The organism is Empedobacter sp. UBA7252 (assembly GCF_002472765.1).
Taxonomy (GTDB): domain Bacteria; phylum Bacteroidota; class Bacteroidia; order Flavobacteriales; family Weeksellaceae; genus Empedobacter; species Empedobacter falsenii_B.
Genome location: NZ_DKSQ01000098.1, coordinates 1 through 21440, shown reverse-complemented (window position 1 = coordinate 21440; position 21440 = coordinate 1). Strand labels below are relative to the sequence as shown.

The following is a 21440-nucleotide window of genomic DNA, read 5'->3' as shown; positions in this document are numbered from 1 at the left end:
ACTATTCAAAATCATTTAAACTTTGGATGCAAAAGAAATCATCAAACGTGTAAAACGTATTGAGCTAAAAAGCAAGCGTAAAGCGAGCAACCTTTTTATGGGTGAATATCACAGTTCATTCAAAGGAAGAGGTATGATTTTTAGTGAAATTCGTCCTTATCAATACGGTGATGACGTTCGTAATATCGATTGGAATAAAACGGCTCGATATAGCGAACCTTATGTAAAAGTTTTTGAAGAAGAACGAGAATTAACCATGTTTTTATTGGTTGATGTTTCGAATTCTGAAAACTTTGGAACACGAAAACAAATTAAAATGGAAACGATTGCTGAATTGAGCGCTACATTGGCTTTTTCGGCAATTACCTATAATGATAAAGTTGGTTTGATATTATATTCGGATCAAGTGGAGAAATTTATTCCACCCAAAAAAGGAAAACAACATGTGTTGCGTTTGGTGAGAGAAATTGTTTCGTATGAGCCAAAAAGTAAGAAAACTGATTTAGCAGAGACTTTGGAAACATTTATGAATTTGGTTCGCCGAAAATCAAATGTTTTTATTCTTTCAGATTTTATTGATTCGTCTGATTATGAAAAAGCATTGCGAATCGTGGCAAAAAAACATGATGTGACTGGAATTAGAGTTTATGATGAAAAAGAACAATCTTTTCCAGATGTAGGTTTGGTTCATGTGCAAGATAACGAAACAGGTGAAATCCGCTTGATTGATACTTCATCGAAGAAATTGCGTCAACAATATGCGCAATATTATCGCGATTTAGATCAACGTTATCAATCTATTTTCAAAAAAAATCATTCAGGCGCAATCAGTATTCGTACCGACGAAGATTATGTTCGCCCATTGTTAAACTACTTTAAAAGTCATAAAGCCTAATGAAGAATTTATTGCTTTTAGTAAGTTTTTTTATCCTTCAATTTTCGTTTGCGCAAGAAATTACGCCAAAATTAGATCGCACGACAATCAAAATTGGCGAGCCAATCCAATATGAAGTGAAAATTGATTACAAAGAAGGAGATAAAGTTGTTTTTCCTACGATTTCAGATTCAATTAATCATCACATCGAAGTTTTAGGTCAAAAAATTGACACTGTAAAAACGGATGGAAAATCTGAAATTGTTCAACATTTAGAATTGACTGGATATGATGCAGGTAAATTTAATATTCCGTCATTTATCATTCAGAAAAATGGAAAAGATTTAACAACAAAACAACTTGAAATTGATATTCAAGATATTGCAGTTGATACAACGAAAAATGCAATTTTCCCGATAAAACCTGTAATGGAAGAAGAATATTCTATTGGAGATTATTGGAATAAATATTGGTTGTACGGCATTATTGCGTTGATTTTATTTATTATCGGAATTGTTTTGGTTGTATTATATGTTCGCGCAAAATCGAAATTATCTGGCAAAGATTCGTACAAAACGCCTTATGACGAAGCGAAAGCAAGTCTGAAAGCCTTGGATGCTAAGAAATATTTGAAACGTGGTGAACAAAAAGAATATTACACGCAATTATCATTTATTGTAAGACGATATTTAGGACGTATTTATAACTTTTCGGCATTAGAAATTTTGTCGGATGATTTGGTAAAATATGTTGCGACAAAACCAGATGTTTTACCAGAAGATGTGCAGAAATTTAAACAATTTTTGTTCGATGCTGATTTGGTAAAATTCGCAAAACAAGAATTTGATGAACCAACAAATATTTCGCACCGAAATTGGGTAGATGAATTTGTAGATCGTGTAAAACCATTAGAAATTCCGGAGAACGAAGATTTGAAAAAAGATCAAGTGACGGGAGAAAAATATAAACAGTTTAATAACAATTAGGAATGCTAAATTTTGAGTTTCAAAATCCTTGGATCTTACTCTTATTGCTTGCTTTGCCTTTCTTTATTTTCAGAGAAATTCGCAAAACGAGCCAGAAAAAAGCATCCTTAAAATTACCTTCACTCAAAGCATTTGGAGGTGCAAAAAGTTCGTTAGCGACGTACAAACCACTTTTATTTTTGATGCGAATTATCGCAATGGTTTTGTGCATTGTTGCTTTAGCTCGTCCACGTTATGTAGATGTTACGACAAAAGTAAAATCGGACGAAGGAGTTGATATTTTATTGACTGTAGATACGTCATTGAGTATGTTAGCGCGCGATTTGAAACCAGATCGTTTAACAGCGTTAAAAGAAGTTGCAAAAGACTTTTCACTTGGAAGAAAAACGGACAGAGTTGGTTTGGTCGAATATTCTGGAGAAGCTTTGACACGTGTTCCATTAACAACAGATCGTGATGTTTTGATACAAGAAATCGAAATGTTACATTCTGGTAGTTTAGCTGATGGAACAGCAATTGGAGTTGGTTTGGCAACAGCTGTTAATCATCTTAAAAATAGTAAAGCAAAATCTAAAGTAGTTATTTTGATTACAGATGGTGTTGAAAGTGTAAATCCTTCTGGAGATTTGATGTATGTTTCACCGAGACAAGCCGCTGATATTGCAGCAGAGAAAGGGATAAAAGTATATACAATTGGTATTGGAACAAACGGAATGGCGCCTATGCCTGTTGGTTACGATATGTTAGGTGATTACGTTTTTGAGATGCGTCCTGTACAAATTGACGAAAAACTGTTAGAAGAAGTTGCAGATAAAACTGGAGGTTTATATTTCCGTGCAACAAACAATGAAAGTTTGAAAAACATTTATAACGAAATTGATAAACTTGAAAAAACAGAGATTAACGAAGTCAAATATTATAATTATACCGAATTGTTTGCACGATTCTTATTGCCTGCATTCATTATTTTGGTATTAGAAGCCATTTTACGAAGAACCGTTTTTAAAGAATTAATCTAATGCAGTGGGGAGAATTACATAATATTTGGTTGATGATTTTATTGTTTGTCGTTATTTTTCTATCGATAACAGTATTTCAATGGCGCGAACGTGTAAAGAAAACATTTGCAGATAAAGAACTGTTTCCATTTGTTTTTCCAATCACTTCTTCAAAGCGTTATGGTTTCAAAATCATTGCATTTTGTGTGGCTTTATTTTTAATGGTAATTGCATTGATGGATCCACTTTATGGTGAACGAGATGTGCAAGTAAAGCGCGAAGGAATTGATATGGTTTTCTTGTTAGATTTATCAAGTTCGATGAATGCACAAGATGTTGCTCCTTCGCGATTAGAAAAAGCAACAAAATTAATTACAGAAACATTACATCAATTAGGAGGAGATAGAGCTTCTTTGGTTGCGTTTGCAGCGAATGCTTACACGATTTCTCCATTGACAAATGATTATGCTGCAATCGAAAGTTATTTGCAAAATGTTAATACTGAGTTAATTTCGAGCCAAGGGACAAATTACTTAAATGCGATTCAGGAAGCTGCAAAAACATTCAAAGGATCGGCGAATACAAGTAAATTAATTGTACTAATTTCGGATGGAGAAGACAACGAAAATACAGTTAATCAAGCTTCTAAAATAGCAAAAGATAACGGAATTCATATTGTATCAGTTGGTGTTGGAACAGATAAAGGAGCTCCAATTCCGATGTATTACAATGGCTACGCCGAAGACTATAAAAAGGACGAAACAGGTTCTATAGTTATTACAAAATTAGAAGATAAAAATCTTCGCAAATTGGCACAAGATACAAACGGAACTTACATTCATTTGGATAATACGCAAGATGCATTATCCGCATTATCAATGTATAAAACCCGATTAGATAAAAACGAAATTGCTAACTCTACAACAAGAGATATGAATCATATTTATCAGTGGTTTTTAGCGGTTGCGGTTTGTTTACTTTTTGTGGAATTATTAACATCTGAATATAAGATTTTTAACAAAAAGAAATAGTAAGTTTGTATGGTAAAATGATGTACTTTTTAAAACAAATAGGATTTTTAGGAATAATGCTTTTATCCGTTTTTGGTTATAGTCAATCGAAAGCGAAAAGCTACATTATTGAAGGAAACGAGTATTATCAAAAAGGAAAATTTGATAATGCAGAAGTTGCCTACAAGAAAGCTACCATGGAAGATCCAACTTCTGTCAAAGCAAATTACAATTTAGGAAATGCTTTATTTCAACAAAAACGTTACAAAGAAAGTATAGCGCATTACAAACGTTCTGCTGAAGTATCTAAAACGAATAATGATAAACATTTGGCTTATCACAATTTAGGAAATGCTTTTATGCAGGAAAAAGATTATCAAAATGCTGTTGATAATTACAAACAAGCCTTACGAAATGATCCAAAAGATGATGCAACACGTTACAACTATGCATTAGCAAAAAAAATGTTAGAAAAAGAACGTGAGAAACAAAAAGATCAAAATAATAAGGATAATAAAGATCAAAACAAACAAGATCAAAATAATCAGCAAAAACAACAACAGCAGCAAAATAAACAGAATCAACAAAACCAAAATAACCAAAAGCAAAATCAGAATCAGAATCAATCTCAACAACAACAATCTGATCAGCAGAAACAGCAAAATCAAGGAGGAAACCCGAAAGCTGGTGGTGAAAATGGAAACAATAAAGGACAAGGAAATAATCAATCTCCAGAAATCAAACAAGGAAATAATGGAGACGGAAAAGAACAAGATAATGCAAAGAATAATTTGGGAGACGGTTTGCTAAAAGCATTGCAAAATCAGGAAGCCAAAACCCAACGAAAAATTATTCAACAAAAAGCAGAAAAACAACGAACAACAACATCTAAGGATTGGTAATGACAACGACAAGCGTTTTAAATAGCTTTTTAGTGTTTGCCTTAACGTCTATCACAGCGTTAGCACAACAAATTTCTTTTAAATCTGATGCAGATAAAACACAGGTCAGTTTAGGAGAAGCATTTAGCGTGGGCTTTTTTATCGAATCTAATACAGATAGTTATTCGATTGATCAACCAATGAAATATCCTCCACATAATGGATTACAAATTGTAGGTGAACAACGCTCGCAAAATGTTTCTTATGTGAATGGAAAAGGAGTGATAGAAGAAGGAATTATCCTTGCTTTTGTTGCTGAAAAAGAAGGTAAATATCGAATTGGAGCTGCTAAAATTGTGATTAATGGAAAAACCTATACATCGAAACCTGTCGATGTTGTAGTGAAAGGAACGGGGTTGACGCACAACAATTTTAGAAGTAATACTTCGCAGCCTGTTTTTCTACAAAGTAAAGTTTCGAAAACGAATCCTTATGTGAACGAACAAGTTGGTTTATCAGTAAAATTATACGTAAAAGATTTATCTTATCTTAATCGTAAACAAAACTTTCGTCAAGGAAATTTAGACGGATTAAGCCCAAAAATTGTAAAAAGCTCTCCCGAAAATATCAAGCAAGAAATTGTTGGAGGAAAACAATATTTCTCCGAAGAAATTGCACGTTATTATGTTTTTCCTCAAAAACCAGGAAAGATAGAAATCGATCCGTTTTCGGTAGATGTGGTGTTGCCAACAACGTATGGAGCGGAGCCTGTAGAAGTGCGTAGTAATCCAGTTGTGATTAATGCAAAAGCACTTCCAGAAGAAGGAAAGCCAAAGAATTTTAGCGGTGCAGTTGGTCAATTTAAAATGAACGCTTCGGTTGATAAAAAAGAAGTTGCAACCAATGAAAGTGTAAATTTTGATGTTGAAATTATTGGAACAGGAAACTTTAATACGATTAATTTACCTGAAATTACGACGCCAAAAAATTTAGAAAAATTCGCACCGAAAAAACGCGATGCATATAAAACCTATGATACAGGAATGAAAGGAAAAGTTGCTGAGCAAACAGTTCTTGTCCCAAATTTTGGAGGAGAATATACGATTTCGCCTGTAGAATTTTGTTATTTCGATCCTGTTAAAGAGAAATATGTAACCTTGAAATCAGATTCGATTAATTTGTCTGTTTCAGGTTCTAAAACTTCTTCTGCAACGGCTGTGGCTTCTAATTCACCAGATTCGACAATTTCTGATAAAATAGAAGAAATGACGAACGATGTGAAAGAAGGAAAAAGCGGTTGGTTGTGGTTAACTGGTGGTGTAATTGCATTGAGTGCTGGAAGTTTATTTTTGATGAGAAAGAAAAATAACCCGACACAAAAACAAAAAATTGAACCAAAAATAAAACCTCTTAACGAGCAAAATAATTTTGAATCATACCAACCAAAAACAGAAACCCAAAAGTTTACTTTGGTTGAAAAACCAACGATAAATTCGAGTCAAATTTCTGCTGAATTAGATGAATTGAAGCAAAAAATAAACGTTGAAGACCAAAAAGATTTTTATCAATTACAAGAAAATATTTTGTGTAATGCCGCGCTATTAAAAACGAATACAGATTTAGCTCATTTTTCTGACGAGGTGATTGCAAATAAATTGATTGAAAATGGTGTGAGTGAATTAGCCGTAGAACAATGGAAATTGTTGCTGAACAACGCACGACAAGCTAAATATGCCTTTGGTGGTTTGCATCAAAATTTAGAAGAAGTTTTCGAAGCTACGCAAAATATTTCCGAAGAATTATTACGAAAATAAATTTCAAGTTTTTTAGATAGTAAAAGGGACAATCTCAGTTTTGAGTTGTCCCTTTTATTTTACAATTCATCCATCATATTTTACAATTCGGTAACATATAATTTCAAACGAAAAGTGTTTGTAAGAACTTTGACTCAACAAATTAAAAAACACAAATGATGAAAACAATTTTCTTAACAATCGCAACAATACTTTCTGTATCAACTTTTGCACAAAATAAATTTGAATCAGATATGAATAAAACTTTAACGGAATGGAACAAAGGAAATCATTCTTCTGAAGTTAATTTTAAGCAATTAATAAATGATTATCCAAATGAATGGTTGCCTAAATATTACTTGACTTTTTCTGAAGTTTTGAAAACGTTCGAATCAAAAGATATTGCTAAAAATGAAGAAATTCTTTTGAATGTAAAAACTCAAATCGATGATTTAGTCAGAAATAATCCATTAAATGTAGAAATTCTAAATTTAAAAGCGTTGTATTTAACAGCAGAAATTGTGCAGAATCCAATGCAAAATGGAGCAATTTATTATCCAGAAGTAGTACAAATCTATCAAAAATCGTTGATGTTAGACCCTACTAATCCACGTTCTGTTTTAGGTTTGTCTGAGTTCAATATCAATGCTGCAAAATATAGTGGAATAGATATTACACAAGATTGTAAAAATGTAAAAAAATCTTTAGCTTTATTTGATGCTGAAAAGCCAAAGAATAACGAACCCAAATGGGGAAAAGATCGTGCTGAACTATTGTTGAAAAATGAATGTAAAAACGTACAATAATGATAGCTTTAGTCGCTCAGTTTATTAACGAAATTGTTTGTTGGTTGATTAATTTAATTGCTTAATATGGAAAAAGTACAAAAAATAGGGTTAATTATTTTTTCAATAATTTTTACATTAATTATTTTACTTATAGAATTTAATTTAAATGAACGCAATTTTATAGTCGAATCATCTAAAGATTTAGGAAGAATATTAGGTTATTTTACTAGCTTCTTAATTTTAGGATTTATTATTTACAAATTTGTATATGGAATTATAGTTTCTGACAAAAAGTTAATTGTTCGCAATATTTTGATTCTATTTGTAGTCAATGTTTTGATTTATAGCGTGATATTTTTTACATCGCCAAATGTGTCATTCAATCAATTTTTTCATCCAGAAGCCATCAAATATTTTATCGGATATTTTTCGTTCAGTGTTTCAGCATCTTTTGTAAATACGAGTATTTTTTATGATTTTAGGCAAAATTTACCAGAATCAGCTGATTCACAAAGAATGATAAGAAAGTATTTTCTACGTTCAATTTTTTATACGATGATTTTGTACTATGTTTTTGTGAAATTTGGAAATCAACTTCTTCAAAAATATATTTTTTACGATCAAACGATTAACTATTTTTTGGTTGCGTTAATTACAACATTCTTTTTAGCACTTTTTTATTTTCTTGATAGAAAGAAAAATAAATTAGAACGTAAAATTGTTATCGAATCAACAAAAGCAGAAACAGCAACTGCACAATTCGAAACCTTAAAAAATCAATTAGACCCACATTTTTTATTCAATAGTTTGAATGTTTTAACTGGTTTAATAGAAGAGAATCCAGAGAATGCAATAGATTTTACAACATCACTTTCTAAGATTTATCGATATGTTTTAGAACAAAAAGACAAAGAAGTTGTGTCGATTCAAGAAGAAATAAATTTTGCAAAAACCTATGTCAACCTTCTAAAATTAAGATTTGAAAATAGCATCGATTTCGAAATTGAACAAATAACTTTCTCTGAAACCGAATTTATTGTACCACTTTCTTTGCAGATTTTATTAGAAAATACGATTAAACACAATATTGTATCTGATCAAAAACCTTTGAAAATTAAAATTTATAAAAAAGATAATTATTTGATAATTGAAAATTCTTTCCAACCAAAAGAAACCATTAAAGATTCGACAGGAATTGGGCTGAAAAATATTATTAATCGTTATCAATTAATTTCTAACCGAGAAGTGAACATCGAAAAAAATGAACAACTATTTCGTGTAGAACTTCCCATATTAACACAAAAAAATACAACTATGAATACACAAAATTTTGACGAACAACAAGCTTATTTACGTGCAATAGAGCGTGCAAAAGAATTGAAAAAGTTTTATGCGCATTTAGGAACTTATGTTGTAATGAGTTTATTCTTTTTTATTCTGAATTTAGTTACAAATAATGGACATTGGTGGTTTTATTGGCCAGTTTTAGGTTGGGGATTGGGCGTTGCACTAAATGCTGTAAAAGTTTTTGCGTATGGTTCTGGTTGGGAAGAGAATAAAGCCAAAGAAATCTTGGAAAAAGAGCAAAATAAAAAGTGGCAATAAATGAATTTTATAAATCAAATAAAGCAAACAAATTGGGTTAGAATAATTATTTTTTATGGATTGATATTAATCGGAACTTTTCTGATTCGTAAATGTCCTAATTTTTTACAATTGATTTTTGGAGGTTTAGTCGATTTTCAACTGCCTTGGAATATGAATCATGGGTTGATTATTTTTCTAATTAGTTTACTTTTCTATAAATTCTCTAAAGTTAAAAAAGAAGTCTCTCTTCTAGGAAAAGAAGGTTTCAAAACATTGATTTTTCCATTTATATTACTCGTTGGTTATTCAATTTATGGGATAAATAACGATTACGGAATTAATAAACATTTGTGGGCAGCGATTTTTATTTCTGTTACGTTGCTTTATGATATTATGGAAGAATATACGTGGCGAGGTTATTTGAATGATGCTTTAGGCAATATATTTTGGATAATAAAAAGCATTATAACGGGAATATTTTGGGCAGTTTGGCACTTATTTATTTTTAAAGATTTCGATCAGTTTGGAGGTTTTGGAATTTTTATGTTATTGTGCATTGTTTTTTCTTTTGTATTAACTTTTTCAACAATTCGAACAAAATCGATTATCGTTCCAGCTACAATTCACGCTTTAATGGCTAAGACAAATCTTGCAACATTGATCATTTTTGTCATTATACTTGCTTTATTATTTGTTTGGAACAAAATTTTTGAAAGAAAACCGATTCGTGAATTAACTTAAAAAAAACTATGAAAATACTAATTATAGAAGATGAAAAGCCTGCAGCGCGTTTATTAAAGCGACGTGTAGAAAAATTGGGTTATCAAATACACGAAATGTTGCACTCTGTAGAAGAAAGTGTAGCGTGGTTGAAAACGAATCCAAATCCTGATTTAATTTTTCTGGATATTCAGTTATCAGATGGGTTATCATTTGAGATTTTTAATCAAGTAGATGTTTCGTCTGCGATTATTTTTACGACTGCTTATGACGAATATGTATTGAAAGCGTTTAAACTAAACTCGGTTGATTATTTGTTGAAACCTGTTGATGAAGAGGAATTGAAGTTTGCTATTGAAAAATTTGAAAGACAATTTCAGCAAGCATCTTCAAGTTTCAATCTAAATGAATTGAAAAGTCTTTTTTCGAATAATCAAACAGAAAAATTTAAAGAACGTTTTTCGATTAAAATAGGAACATCAATCAAAATTATAGAAATCGATAATATCGAATGTTTTTTTAGCGAAAACAAAGCAACGTATATTCATACAAAAGAAAACCGAAATTATTTGGTAGATTTTTCGTTGGATAAAGTGGAAGAACAAATCGACCCGAAAAAGTTTTTTAGAATTAATCGTAGTCAAATCATCCAAATCGATTCGATTAAAGAAATTACAATGTATTCTAATTCAAGATTAAAAATAATTTTGAATACTTACAATGAACAAGATATGATTGTGAGTCGCGAAAAAGTGGCAGATTTTAAGAATTGGTTGGATTAAGAATTGATTTATTGCTTTTTTATGAAAAATTGTTCATAAAAACTTCTATTTTTGCATCAACCAATTAATTATAACTAAATACGAATGGAAAATATAATATCATTTTTTCAGAAATTCTCTTTCAATCAAATCGGAACAACTTTCGCCGTACTTTTTGCAGTTATCGATATTTTAGGAAGTATTCCAATTATTGTAGGAATTCGGAGCAAAGTTGGACATATTCAGTCCGAAAAAGCCTCGATTGCAGCAGGAATTATGATGATTTCGTTTTTGTTTTTCGGAACAAAAATTTTGAAATTAGTTGGTGTTGATGTTCAGTCATTTGCTGTGGCTGGTGCATTTGTGATTTTTATCATCGCTATTGAAATGATTTTAGGAATTGAGATCCAGAAAGGAGTCGAATCTAACTCTGCATCCATCGTTCCTATTGCGTTTCCGTTAGTTGCGGGTGCGGGATCGTTGACAACTGTACTTTCGCTTCGTTCGCAGTTTGCAGATATTAACATTGTGATAGCGATTATATTAAATATGTTAATCGTATATTTGGTGCTGAAATTCGCAGGAAAACTCGAAAAATGGATGGGACCTGGCGTTTTATCGGTACTGAAAAAAGTATTTGGAGTAATTTTATTGTCAATCGCAATCAAATTATTTACGTCAAATATCGGTGCATTGTTTATGAATGAAATTAAAATTTAAAAATTCATTATCTAATGAAAACATATATTTATATCGCGACAATCGTTTTGTTGATAGGTTTAGGTTACAACCTATATGAGATGGATTATAAAGCTGGTTTTATGGCTGAAGAAAACTTTCGTAGCGTTTTAGGAATTGGAGCATCAGTTTGTGGATTAATTTTAGTATCTGTATACTTTAGTTTTTTCAGATTGCAAGCAAATCTTAAGAAATAAACAGTTTTACAACTTATAATAAATGAAAAAGATTAATCCTAGGATTAATCTTTTTTTGTTTGTATCGCTTCGTTTAATTTTTCTAATAAAGTTTTGACAGATTGTTCTATCACCTCAAAAGGTTGATGTTTTGTAGAAGTATAAATCATCACCAAATCAACCGAATAATTTTCATTAGGTTCAAGTAACAATTTATTCAATCTGTAAGCTTCTTTAGCACGACGTTTCAATAAATTTCGATCAACCGCGTGTTTGAATTTTTTCTTTCCAACACTTACTCCTACTCTTATATTGTAATCCGCTTTCGGTTTGATTTTGTAGACAAATCTAATCGGATGAGAAACAAATGTTTTTCCATCAGAAAACAATTCATCGAATGCTTTTCTGCTTTTAAGTTTCTCATTCTTACCAAAAGTCAATTTCATATTGCTAAATTCTACGTAAATTTGTAACTGCAAAAGTAAGTATTCTAAAAAGTTTTAGAATTATGTAACTTTGAAAATAATTTATTTTTATTTAAAACAAAAAAAGAACAATATGTATCCAGCAGAAATAGTAATGCCGATGAAGGCTCAGTTGACTTCTAATGGTTTTGAAGATTTAACTACTCCAGAACAAGTAGAAGCAGCAATCAAACAAGAAGGAACAACTTTGGTAATGGTAAATAGTGTTTGTGGTTGTGCTGCAGGTGCTGCAAGACCAGGAGTTGTAATGTCATTAGATAATGATAAAGTTCCTACACATTTAACAACAGTTTTCGCAGGATTTGATAAAGATGCTGTAGCAAAAGCACGTGAGTTTTTTGCTCCATTTCCTCCAAGTTCTCCAGCTGTTGCTTTATTCAAAGATGGTGAATTAGTACATATGTTAGAGCGTCACCACATCGAAGGACACTCTGCAGCAGCTATCGCAGAAAATTTAAAAGCAGCTTACAACGAGTTTGCTTAAGACTAAATTTGAAGGTTATTTCAAAAATATTTTAAAAAGTGGAGCAATTTGTTCCACTTTTTTTGTGTTCAAAATTCTTATAAAAAAGAGTTTTATAAATTTTAATTCGAGGAAAAGTTTAAAAACCTGAATTAACATCATAACATAAAATATATCATATCAAATTGATTGCTAAACCTATGAAATAGAGAAAAATGTATCAAAATAATCTGTAAATTAGCAATTCGAAATTTTTTAATATATTATTTAATAAACAAATGAGAATAGCAGTCGTAGGCGCTACCGGAATGGTCGGCAGAGTTATGCTCCAAGTTTTGGAAGAAAGAAATTTTCCAATCACTGAAATTATACCAGTAGCATCAGAAAGATCAATAGGAAAAACTATTGAATACAAAGGAAAAGAATACAAAATTGTATCAATGCAGGATGCTGTAGAAATGCGAGCTGATATCGCAATCTTTTCAGCAGGTGGAGAAACTTCCAAACAGTGGGCGCCTAAGTTTGCAGAAGTCGGAACAACTGTAATTGACAATTCATCGGCTTGGAGAATGGATCCAGATCGTCCGTTGATTGTACCAGAAATCAATGCAGATATTTTAACAACAAATGATAAAATTATCGCAAATCCTAACTGTTCAACGATTCAATTGGTAATGGTTCTTAATCCTTTACACAAAAAATACGGAATTAAACGTGTAGTTGTTTCTACTTATCAATCAGTTACGGGAACAGGTAAAGATGCTGTGGAGCAATTGAATGGAGAAATTGAAGGACGTGATGTAGCGAAAGTTTATCCATACCAAATTTTCAAAAATGCATTGCCTCATTGTGATGTGTTTGATGAAGAAACAGGTTATACAAAAGAAGAATTGAAATTGACTCGTGAGCCTCGTAAAATTATGCGTGTGGATGAAATGAATATTACAGCTACTGCGGTTCGTGTTCCTGTGCAAGGAGGACATTCGGAGTCGGTGAATATTGAATTTGAGAATGATTTTGATTTAGCTGAAGTTCGCAAATTATTAGCAGAACAGGAAGGTGTAACAGTACAAGATAATCCAGACACAAATACTTATCCAATGGCTTTCTATTCAGAAGGGAAAGACGATGTTTTTGTAGGTCGTATTCGTCGTGATTTATCTCAACCAAATGCATTAAATTGTTGGATTGTTGCGGATAATTTACGCAAAGGAGCAGCTACAAATGCGGTTCAAATTGCAGAATATCTAGTAAAACACAATTTAGTTGGATAATATTTTCAATTAAAAACTTATATAAAGTCGCTCTTGTAGCGACTTTTTTATGTTTAATGAATAAGTTTTCAGAACTTTAACAAATATTTTACGCTATCAAAGCAACCATAAGCGTAATTTTCGCATCTAAACACTGAGAAAGAAAAAGTATTTTGGACGAAAAACAACTCATAAAAGCTTGTATCAACAATGATTCGAAAGCACAGCGGCTGCTTTACGAAAAATATGATGCGCGATTTTTTGCGGTTTGTAAACGTTATTTTACCGATATACAACAAGCGGAAGATGCGTTGGTAAAAGGTTTTTTGAAGATTTTTCAGAATCTTGAAAATTATTCGTTCGAAGGAAGTTTTGAAGGATGGATGCGAAGAATTATGATTAATGAATGTTTGATGGAGTTGCGGAAAAATAAAATTTTTCACCTTAATGTAGACGATTACTCCTCTTCTATTTCATCTAATCAAGAAGCTTCGCAACAAATCGAAGAAGATGATGTGATGAAACTCCTCGATTATCTACCCGAAGGCTGTCGTCTCGTGTTTACCCTTTACGTTATTGAGGGATATAAGCACAAAGAAATTGCCGAAAGTTTGGGCATTACAGAAGGAACATCTAAATCGCAACTTAATTTAGCGAAGACGAAATTGAAGGATATGTTAAGTAAGAATGAAAATATAAAATCAAATTTATCGTGAACACAAACGATCCAATAGAAGATTTATTTCGATCAAGAAGTAGCGAAACAGTCGGCGAAAAGCCGAGTGATTTGGTGTGGAAACGTATTGAATCTGGTTTGCAGAAGGAGGAAAAGAAGAAGAAACCTATTCGCGAATTTGTTTCGAGTGTATGGTTTTCTGCTGCCGTTTTCGCGTTGATTGCGATTCCTTACTTTGTGCTTTTTATCGAGAATATTAATACTGAAAATAGAGAAAATTCACTTGAAATTGTCAAAACAAATGTCCCAGTTATCGAGCAATCGCCTGCTGAACAAGAAGAAATAGTGGTTTTGGAATCGAAAGATAAAGATTTGGAAAAACCTCTAGAAATAGTAAAGAATGATAAAGTTACAAAACAGCCTGTTTATAAAGTAATTGAAGGACATTCTGCTAGTGTAATTGCTGACGAAGGATATTTTCCTCAATTATCTAATGCTTCTGCATCGAATGCTCCAGTTACTTTATCAGCACCGCAAGCAATGGAAGCTCGTTCTAAGGTTTTAGATTCAATAGAAAAAGAAAGACAATATGCTAAAACAAGTAATCAGAATTTGGGTTCTATAAAAGATTCAGTTATTTCGGATAAGTTAGCTGGAAAAGCTTCTGGTATTGTAGTTGCAAATGGTGTAAGCAGACAAAATGCTAAGCTAAAAGATACTTCTGATGTGATGAAAATGACGGTTGTTGCAGAAACACGTGCTGCAAATGCTTCGTTAGAAACAGCTTCGGTGATGGAAGTTTCGCCAAAAAAATCTGTAATTGACAAATCTGCAATTGTTTATAAACCTTTAAAGTTTACAGTAAAATCGGATATTTTACGTACTAATTTTAAATTACAAAAGAAATTAAAAGATAAAATTTCGTTTGAAAGTACAACGAATAATCTTGTCATTACATTTGAGAAAGTAAATGATAAGATTGTTTTAATAACAAACGAACCAAAGGTTGATGCGACGCTTTTGGGAGTTTTGGAAAAAAATAAAAAAGAAATATTTAAATATTATAATAAATAGAGATTAAAAAAAGGTTCGCTTTTAGCGAACCTTTTTTTAATTATTTCCATATAAATTTATTGCATTTTCTTTGTCTTGATTCATCGCGATGATTAAATCATCTAACGAATCAAATTTCTTTTCATCTCGCAAATGTCCTAAAAATTCAAGGCGAATTGTTTCTCCATAAATATCTCGATCAAAATCCAAAATATTCACTTCTACTCGATGTTCACGAGAATTGGTAACCGTTTCTCTAAATCCGATGCTTAATAAACCTAAATATTTCTGATCATCCACAAAAACATCAACCGCATAAACGCCATCTTTTGGAATTAATTTATTGGGATCAACTTGTAAATTAGCGGTAGGAAAACCAAGTGTACGACCAATTTTGTCACCATGAACAACTTCTCCAGAAAGCGGATATTGATAGTTCAACGCTTTATTCGCATACGCGATATTTCCTTCGATAAGTGCATTTCTAATTTTTGTAGAACTCACCGCCACATCATTTTCTTCGACAGCTTGCAATTGAATCAAATTGAAACCATATTTTTTCGAAAGAACTTGTAATTGTTCAAAATTTCCTTCTCTATTTTTCCCGAAATGATGATCGTAGCCAATCACTAGCGTATCAATATTAATTTTATCAACCAATAAATTCTTGACAAATTCGACAGAAGTTACTTGCGAAAAATCTGTTGTAAACGCTTGAATAATCAAATGTTCTAACCCAAATTGACGCAAAACATTTTCTTTTTCCTCTAAAGTGTTCAAAAATTTAAGATCACAATTTGGTTGTAAAACCATTCGAGGATGTGGATTAAAAGTAATCAAAACACTTTTTCCATCAATTTCTTTTGCAATTGTATTGAGTTGTTTTAGAATAGATTGGTGTCCAATGTGCACACCATCAAACATGCCCAAAGTAAGGACAGGACGTTTGATTGGTTTGATTTCTTCTAAGGATTGATAAACGTTCACTAAAAATGATTTTGCACAAAATTAAGGCTTTCAAATCGAACTTCAAATCTATTTTTAATTTCCTTTGATTGTAATATTCTGATTACTAATCAAAATATTATGACAAAAATCTTAAAAAGTATATAAATTATACAATGTTTTTAACTTACCTTTGCACCCAAATAAAATAAACTAAATCATTTCATATAATGGCAAATCAAAAGAAAGGTAAGATTGCACAGGTTATTGGACCTGTAATTGACGTTATTTTTGATAACGCAGAAGGCCTTCCAAATATTTATGATGCATTAGAGGTTCCTCGTCAAGGAAAAGAAACATTAATTCTTGAAGTTGAGCAACACATCGGTGAAGATACTGTACGTTGTATCGCAATGGATAGTTCTGATGGTTTACAAAGAGGTCAAGAAGTTATCGCTTTAGGAAAACCAATTATGGTTCCTATCGGAGAAAACATCAAAGGACGTGTATTTAATGTAGTTGGAGATGCTATTGATGGTTTAGGGAATTTAGACAAAGAAAATGGTTTACCTATTCACCGTCCAGCTCCAAAATTCGAAGAATTATCAACATCTGCAGAAGTTTTATTTACAGGTATTAAAGTAATTGACTTAGTAGAGCCATACGTAAAAGGTGGTAAAATTGGTTTATTTGGTGGTGCCGGAGTAGGTAAAACAGTATTAATTCAGGAGTTGATGAACAACATCGCAAAAGGACACGGAGGTTTATCTGTATTCGCTGGTGTTGGTGAGCGTACTCGTGAAGGTAATGACTTAATGCGTGAGATGATTGAAGCTGGATTAATTAATTACGGTGAAGATTTCATGCACTCTATGGAAGGTGGATCTTGGGATTTATCTAAAGTAAACAGTGAAAACATGAAAGAGTCTAAAGCAGCTTTCGTTTTCGGACAAATGAATGAACCTCCAGGTGCACGTGCTCGTGTTGCTTTAACAGGTTTAACATTAGCTGAATATTTCCGTGATGGAGATGGACAAGGTCAAGGACGTGACGTATTATTCTTCGTAGATAATATCTTCCGTTTTACACAAGCAGGTTCTGAGGTTTCTGCCTTATTAGGACGTATGCCATCAGCCGTAGGTTATCAGCCAACATTAGCAACTGAAATGGGTGCTATGCAAGAGCGTATTACATCTACTAAAAACGGATCTATTACTTCTGTACAAGCGGTATATGTACCTGCCGATGATTTAACTGACCCTGCGCCAGCTACGACTTTCGCGCACTTAGATGCTACAACGGTATTAGATCGTAAAATTGCTTCATTAGGTATTTACCCAGCGGTAGATCCATTGAACTCTACATCTCGTATCTTATCACCAGCAATTATTGGTAAAGAACATTACGAAACAGCACAACGTGTAAAAGAAATCTTACAACGTTACAATGCTTTACAAGATATCATCGCGATTTTAGGTATGGAAGAGTTATCAGAAGAGGATAAGTTAGTTGTACACCGTGCACGTCGTATCCAACGTTTCTTATCTCAACCATTCCACGTTGCAGAACAGTTTACAGGTATCCCAGGTGTTTTAGTAGATATCAAAGATACAATCAAAGGATTCAACATGATCTTAGATGGTGAAGTTGACCAATATCCTGAGGCTGCATTCAACTTACGTGGTACAATCGAAGAAGCGATTGAAGCTGGAGAAAAAATGTTAGCAGAAGCTAAATAATATAATTTAACCATATAAAGAGTGCTTACGTTTCTTTTCTTTTTGAAAGTTGCTAAGTACTCTTTTTTTTAAAAACAATAGGATTATGCACTTACAAATTATTACGCCAGAATTCGTAGTTTTCGATGCAGAAGTAGATGCTGTTACTTTACCAGGTAAAGATGGTGAATTTCAGTTATTAAATAACCACGCTCCTATCGTTGCAACTTTAGGTGAAGGAACAATTAAAATTAAAGTTCACACAAAAACTTTCGAAGATTTCGATAATCAATCTGGCAAAGTTTACACTTCTCCATCAAACGAATCTACATTATTGTTAGATATCAAAGGAGGAACAATTGAAATGAGCAATAATAAAGTAATCGTTTTAGCAAACTAATTACTTTTTTATCATAAAACTTAAAAGGAGATCAATTTTGATCTCCTTTTTTTATGTTTTCTACTTAATATTCTCTTTTTTACTTCAAATTTTATTCTGTTTAAATCCTTTTTATAGATTTCGAAAGAAATATTTTTAACTTTTTGGCATGAATATTCTTTTTAAATCAATTTAATAGATTTATTTTCTAAAAACTAATTATAAATTTTATTATTTAGAAAATTATTCTAATTTCACATAAAATATAAAACTACAAAGTGTAGTTAGAAATGAATAATTTTTTTAAAGATGAAGTACAATTCTAAAAAACATTCTTTTGGACACGGCGTCCTGCTTCAGAGCATCTATAATTGTATCAATAGTAAAATTCGAATGTGCAGCTGCTAATTTTAGCTAACTAACCTACCCTACTATTTATTAATCGTAGTCACATTCAAAACAATTTTATTATGTCAACAGAAAAACAATTACATTTCGATACTTTACAAGTACACGCAGGTCAAGAAGTAGACCCATCAACAGGCTCTCGCGCTGTTCCAATTTATCAAACATCTTCTTATGTATTTAATGATGCCGAACACGGAGCAAATTTATTTGCTTTGAAAGAATTTGGTAATATTTACACAAGAATTCAGAATCCAACAACTGACGTTTTCGAAAAACGTATTGCTGCGCTGGAAGGTGGTGTTGCGGCATTAGCTGTTTCATCGGGACAAGCGGCACAATTTATTGCTTTAAATAATATTTTAGAATCAGGAGATAATTTTGTTTCGGCTTCTAATCTTTATGGCGGAACATATAATCAATTCAAAGTTGGTTTTAAGCGTTTAGGTGTTGATGTTCGCTTTGCTGAAGATGCAGATCCAGCAAAAATTGAATCATTAATTGATGAAAATACAAAAGCGATTTATGCAGAAACGATAGGAAATCCGAGTTTTAATGTTCCAGATTTTGAAGCAATCGCTGCAATTGCACAAAAATATAACATTCCATTTATTGTGGATAATACGTTTGGTGTGGGCGGTTATATTTTCAAACCTTTAGAGCATGGAGCAAACGTTGTCGTAGAATCTGCAACAAAATGGATCGGTGGACACGGAACTTCTATCGGTGGAGTTATCGTGGATGGTGGAAATTATAATTGGGGTAATGGTAGATTTCCACAATTTTCTGAACCATCAGAAGGTTATCATGGTTTAGTTTTTTCCGATGTTTTTGGAGTGAATGGTCCTTTTGGTAATATTCAGTTTATTATTCGTGCCCGCGTCGAAGGTTTGCGCGATTTTGGTCCAGCAATTTCACCGTTCAATTCTTTTTTATTGTTACAAGGTTTAGAGACGTTGTCGTTAAGAGTTCAGAAACATTTGGACAATACGTTAGAAATTGCGCGTTGGTTAGAACTTCATCCGCAAGTTGAAAAAGTGAATTATCCTGGATTAATTACTTCTCCAAGTCATCATTTGGCAAAAAAATATTTGAAAAATGGTTTCGGAGCTGTTTTATCATTCCAAATTAAAGGTGATGCAGACAAAGCGAATCAATTTATTGATAGTTTAGAATTGATTAGTCATTTGGCAAATGTTGGCGATGCAAAATCGTTAATTATTCATCCTTCTGCAACAACTCATCAACAACTGAGCGATGATGAACAAAAATCTGCTGGAGTTTTTCCTGGTTTATTGCGTCTTTCTGTCGGAATTGAATATATTGATGATATCAAAAATGATCTTCAGCGAGCTTTTGATAAAATTAAGTAAACAAAGTATTATTAGCTATAAATTAATTCAGTGAATTTTTATCAATATAATTATACAAAGCCATTTCAATTAGAAAATGGTCAAATTCTCGAAAATTTAACCATTGCTTATCATACAGCGGGAACGTTGAATCCCGAAAAAAATAATATCATCTGGGTTTGTCATGCTTTAACGGCAAACTCGGATGTTTTTGATTGGTGGGCTGGTCTTTTTGGAGAAAATGAATTATTCAATCCAAAAGATCATTTTATTATTTGCGCCAATGTGATTGGTTCTAATTATGGAACGACAAATCCGTTGTCTACAAATCCTGAAACAAATTCGCCTTATTATCGAGATTTTCCTACAATTACGATAAAAGATATGGCAAATGCGCACCAATTGTTGGCAGATCATTTAGGAATTTCAACTATTCATTTATTAATAGGTGGTTCACTCGGTGGTCAACAAGCGTTAGAATTTACGTTACTTGATCAAGTTAAAGTGGATAATTTGGTTTTGTTGGCGACAAATGCGGTACATTCTCCATGGGGAATTGCGTTCAACGAATCGCAGCGTTTGGCTATCGAAGCCGATTCAACTTTTAACGATAAAATTGAGGATGGAGGAAGAAATGGATTGATTGCGGCGCGTACAATTGCGATGTTGTCTTATCGTACCTATATTATATATGAACAGAAGCAAAAAGACAAGGATTCTGTTTACAACGATTTCAAAGCGTCTTCTTATCAAAAATATCAAGGTGAAAAATTAGCAAATCGATTTAATGCACATTCATATTGGACACTTTCGAAAGCGATGGATTCACAAAATTTGGCTCGAAAGAGAGAGTCTTTAGAGAAATCATTGGCTCAAATTTCATCCAATACAATAGTTATAGGTATATCTTCGGATATATTATTTCCGCCAAGTGAGCAAAAATTTATAGCGAATCATATTTCAAATGCAAAATTCATCGAAATTGATTCTATTTTTGGACACGATGGTTTCTTGGTCGAATTACAAGAATTAAATACAATTTTGGAACATCTCGTATAATATTATGGAATGAATAATTATATGAAGCTCGATTTATTCGAGCTTTTTTTATTTATAAATAGATTCTACTTCGTAGAATTTCTCCCGAGTAGTTCCTTCAAAAGTATCCATTTTGCTTTTCTTTTGTTCAAGAAAAGCAAAACGTCTAATCATTTTCTGCGGTAAAAACGGGCTTTTATCTTTTAAAACCTCGTATCTCACTTCTCATATCTAAAAAAAACAAAAAATATTTTCCATTGTACCAGCGACTTAAGATTAGAATGTAAAATAAAAGTAAAGTATGTTTGGAAAAACGAATAATCCAGCCGTATATTTGCAACCGCAATACGAAAGACGAGTA

22 protein-coding genes are annotated in these 21440 nt (G+C 32.2%); 20 read left to right on the top strand and 2 right to left on the bottom strand.

Annotation, left to right across the window (positions count from 1 at the left end):
* The first annotated feature begins 22 nt into the window (after positions 1-22).
* The 12 genes from B2X73_RS13850 to B2X73_RS13795 all read left to right on the top strand — a co-directional run bounded on the left by B2X73_RS13850 (position 23) and on the right by B2X73_RS13795 (position 11333).
* Positions 23-895, top strand: a complete 873-nt coding sequence (locus tag B2X73_RS13850; protein ID WP_125350567.1) for a DUF58 domain-containing protein — start codon at positions 23-25, stop codon at positions 893-895.
* Positions 895-1860 carry a BatD family protein gene (locus B2X73_RS13845; protein ID WP_291047413.1) on the top strand — a complete coding sequence of 322 codons (966 nt, stop codon included), beginning with the start codon at positions 895-897 and terminating at the stop codon, positions 1858-1860. The genes B2X73_RS13850 and B2X73_RS13845 overlap by 1 nt, the downstream gene beginning before the upstream one ends.
* Positions 1861-1862: 2 nt before the next feature.
* Positions 1863-2879, top strand: coding sequence for a vWA domain-containing protein (locus B2X73_RS13840; RefSeq protein ID WP_291047415.1), 1017 nt, complete (start codon positions 1863-1865; stop codon positions 2877-2879).
* On the top strand, positions 2879-3889 hold the full coding sequence (locus tag B2X73_RS13835) for a vWA domain-containing protein (protein WP_291096728.1): 1011 nt from the start codon (positions 2879-2881) through the stop codon (positions 3887-3889). The genes B2X73_RS13840 and B2X73_RS13835 overlap by 1 nt, the downstream gene beginning before the upstream one ends.
* A gap of 17 nt (positions 3890-3906) precedes the next feature.
* Positions 3907-4770 carry a tetratricopeptide repeat protein gene (locus tag B2X73_RS13830; RefSeq protein WP_114998633.1) on the top strand — a complete coding sequence of 288 codons (864 nt, stop codon included), beginning with the start codon at positions 3907-3909 and terminating at the stop codon, positions 4768-4770.
* Positions 4770-6563, top strand: a complete 1794-nt coding sequence (locus tag B2X73_RS13825) for a BatD family protein (protein WP_291047418.1) — start codon at positions 4770-4772, stop codon at positions 6561-6563. The genes B2X73_RS13830 and B2X73_RS13825 overlap by 1 nt, the downstream gene beginning before the upstream one ends.
* A gap of 158 nt (positions 6564-6721) precedes the next feature.
* A complete protein-coding gene (locus tag B2X73_RS13820; protein WP_291096726.1) occupies positions 6722-7348 on the top strand; it encodes a hypothetical protein in 627 nt (208 codons plus the stop codon).
* Positions 7349-7414: 66 nt separating this feature from the next.
* Positions 7415-8935 carry a histidine kinase gene (locus B2X73_RS13815; RefSeq protein ID WP_291096724.1) on the top strand — a complete coding sequence of 507 codons (1521 nt, stop codon included), beginning with the start codon at positions 7415-7417 and terminating at the stop codon, positions 8933-8935.
* A complete protein-coding gene (locus tag B2X73_RS13810; RefSeq protein ID WP_260509601.1) occupies positions 8936-9658 on the top strand; it encodes a CPBP family intramembrane glutamic endopeptidase in 723 nt (240 codons plus the stop codon).
* Between the two features lie 8 nt (positions 9659-9666).
* Positions 9667-10419: a LytR/AlgR family response regulator transcription factor gene (locus tag B2X73_RS13805; RefSeq protein WP_219034073.1), complete on the top strand. Its 753-nt coding sequence runs from the start codon at positions 9667-9669 to the stop codon at positions 10417-10419.
* 84 nt (positions 10420-10503) lie between these two features.
* On the top strand, positions 10504-11118 hold the full coding sequence (locus tag B2X73_RS13800) for a MarC family protein (protein ID WP_125350575.1): 615 nt from the start codon (positions 10504-10506) through the stop codon (positions 11116-11118).
* A gap of 14 nt (positions 11119-11132) precedes the next feature.
* Entirely contained in the window at positions 11133-11333 is a 201-nt protein-coding gene (locus tag B2X73_RS13795; protein WP_125350576.1) for a hypothetical protein, read from the top strand.
* Between the two features lie 44 nt (positions 11334-11377).
* On the opposite strand, the gene rnpA is transcribed toward B2X73_RS13795, so the two are convergent.
* Positions 11378-11758, bottom strand: a complete 381-nt coding sequence (rnpA, locus tag B2X73_RS13790) for a ribonuclease P protein component (RefSeq protein WP_125350577.1) — start codon at positions 11756-11758, stop codon at positions 11378-11380.
* Between the two features lie 112 nt (positions 11759-11870).
* On the opposite strand from rnpA, the gene B2X73_RS13785 reads away from it, so the two are divergent.
* The 4 genes from B2X73_RS13785 to B2X73_RS13770 all read left to right on the top strand — a co-directional run bounded on the left by B2X73_RS13785 (position 11871) and on the right by B2X73_RS13770 (position 15263).
* A complete protein-coding gene (locus B2X73_RS13785; protein ID WP_038336154.1) occupies positions 11871-12281 on the top strand; it encodes a BrxA/BrxB family bacilliredoxin in 411 nt (136 codons plus the stop codon).
* 257 nt (positions 12282-12538) lie between these two features.
* Complete coding sequence (locus tag B2X73_RS13780; RefSeq protein WP_038336152.1) at positions 12539-13534, top strand: aspartate-semialdehyde dehydrogenase; 996 nt, start codon at positions 12539-12541, stop codon at positions 13532-13534.
* A 152-nt stretch (positions 13535-13686) separates the two neighbouring features.
* Positions 13687-14229, top strand: a complete 543-nt coding sequence (locus B2X73_RS13775; protein ID WP_291047424.1) for an RNA polymerase sigma factor — start codon at positions 13687-13689, stop codon at positions 14227-14229.
* Positions 14226-15263 carry a hypothetical protein gene (locus B2X73_RS13770; RefSeq protein ID WP_291047426.1) on the top strand — a complete coding sequence of 346 codons (1038 nt, stop codon included), beginning with the start codon at positions 14226-14228 and terminating at the stop codon, positions 15261-15263. Before B2X73_RS13775 ends, B2X73_RS13770 begins: the two co-directional genes overlap by 4 nt.
* A gap of 36 nt (positions 15264-15299) precedes the next feature.
* Here B2X73_RS13770 and B2X73_RS13765 read toward each other — a convergent pair whose 3' ends face one another.
* Positions 15300-16229, bottom strand: a complete 930-nt coding sequence (locus tag B2X73_RS13765) for a bifunctional riboflavin kinase/FAD synthetase (RefSeq protein ID WP_286495649.1) — start codon at positions 16227-16229, stop codon at positions 15300-15302.
* A 188-nt stretch (positions 16230-16417) separates the two neighbouring features.
* Here B2X73_RS13765 and atpD point away from each other — a divergent pair, with 188 nt between their 5' ends.
* From atpD to B2X73_RS13745, 4 genes are all read left to right on the top strand, one after another.
* The gene (atpD, locus tag B2X73_RS13760) at positions 16418-17926 is read left to right on the top strand and encodes a F0F1 ATP synthase subunit beta (protein WP_114998651.1); all 1509 of its coding nucleotides are present in this window, start codon (positions 16418-16420) and stop codon (positions 17924-17926) included.
* Between the two features lie 85 nt (positions 17927-18011).
* Positions 18012-18305 carry a F0F1 ATP synthase subunit epsilon gene (locus B2X73_RS13755; protein WP_280038257.1) on the top strand — a complete coding sequence of 98 codons (294 nt, stop codon included), beginning with the start codon at positions 18012-18014 and terminating at the stop codon, positions 18303-18305.
* A 449-nt stretch (positions 18306-18754) separates the two neighbouring features.
* Positions 18755-20062: an O-acetylhomoserine aminocarboxypropyltransferase/cysteine synthase family protein gene (locus tag B2X73_RS13750; protein ID WP_291047430.1), complete on the top strand. Its 1308-nt coding sequence runs from the start codon at positions 18755-18757 to the stop codon at positions 20060-20062.
* Between the two features lie 30 nt (positions 20063-20092).
* Complete coding sequence (locus B2X73_RS13745; protein WP_038336140.1) at positions 20093-21100, top strand: homoserine O-acetyltransferase family protein; 1008 nt, start codon at positions 20093-20095, stop codon at positions 21098-21100.
* The last annotated feature ends 340 nt before the right edge of the window (positions 21101-21440 follow it).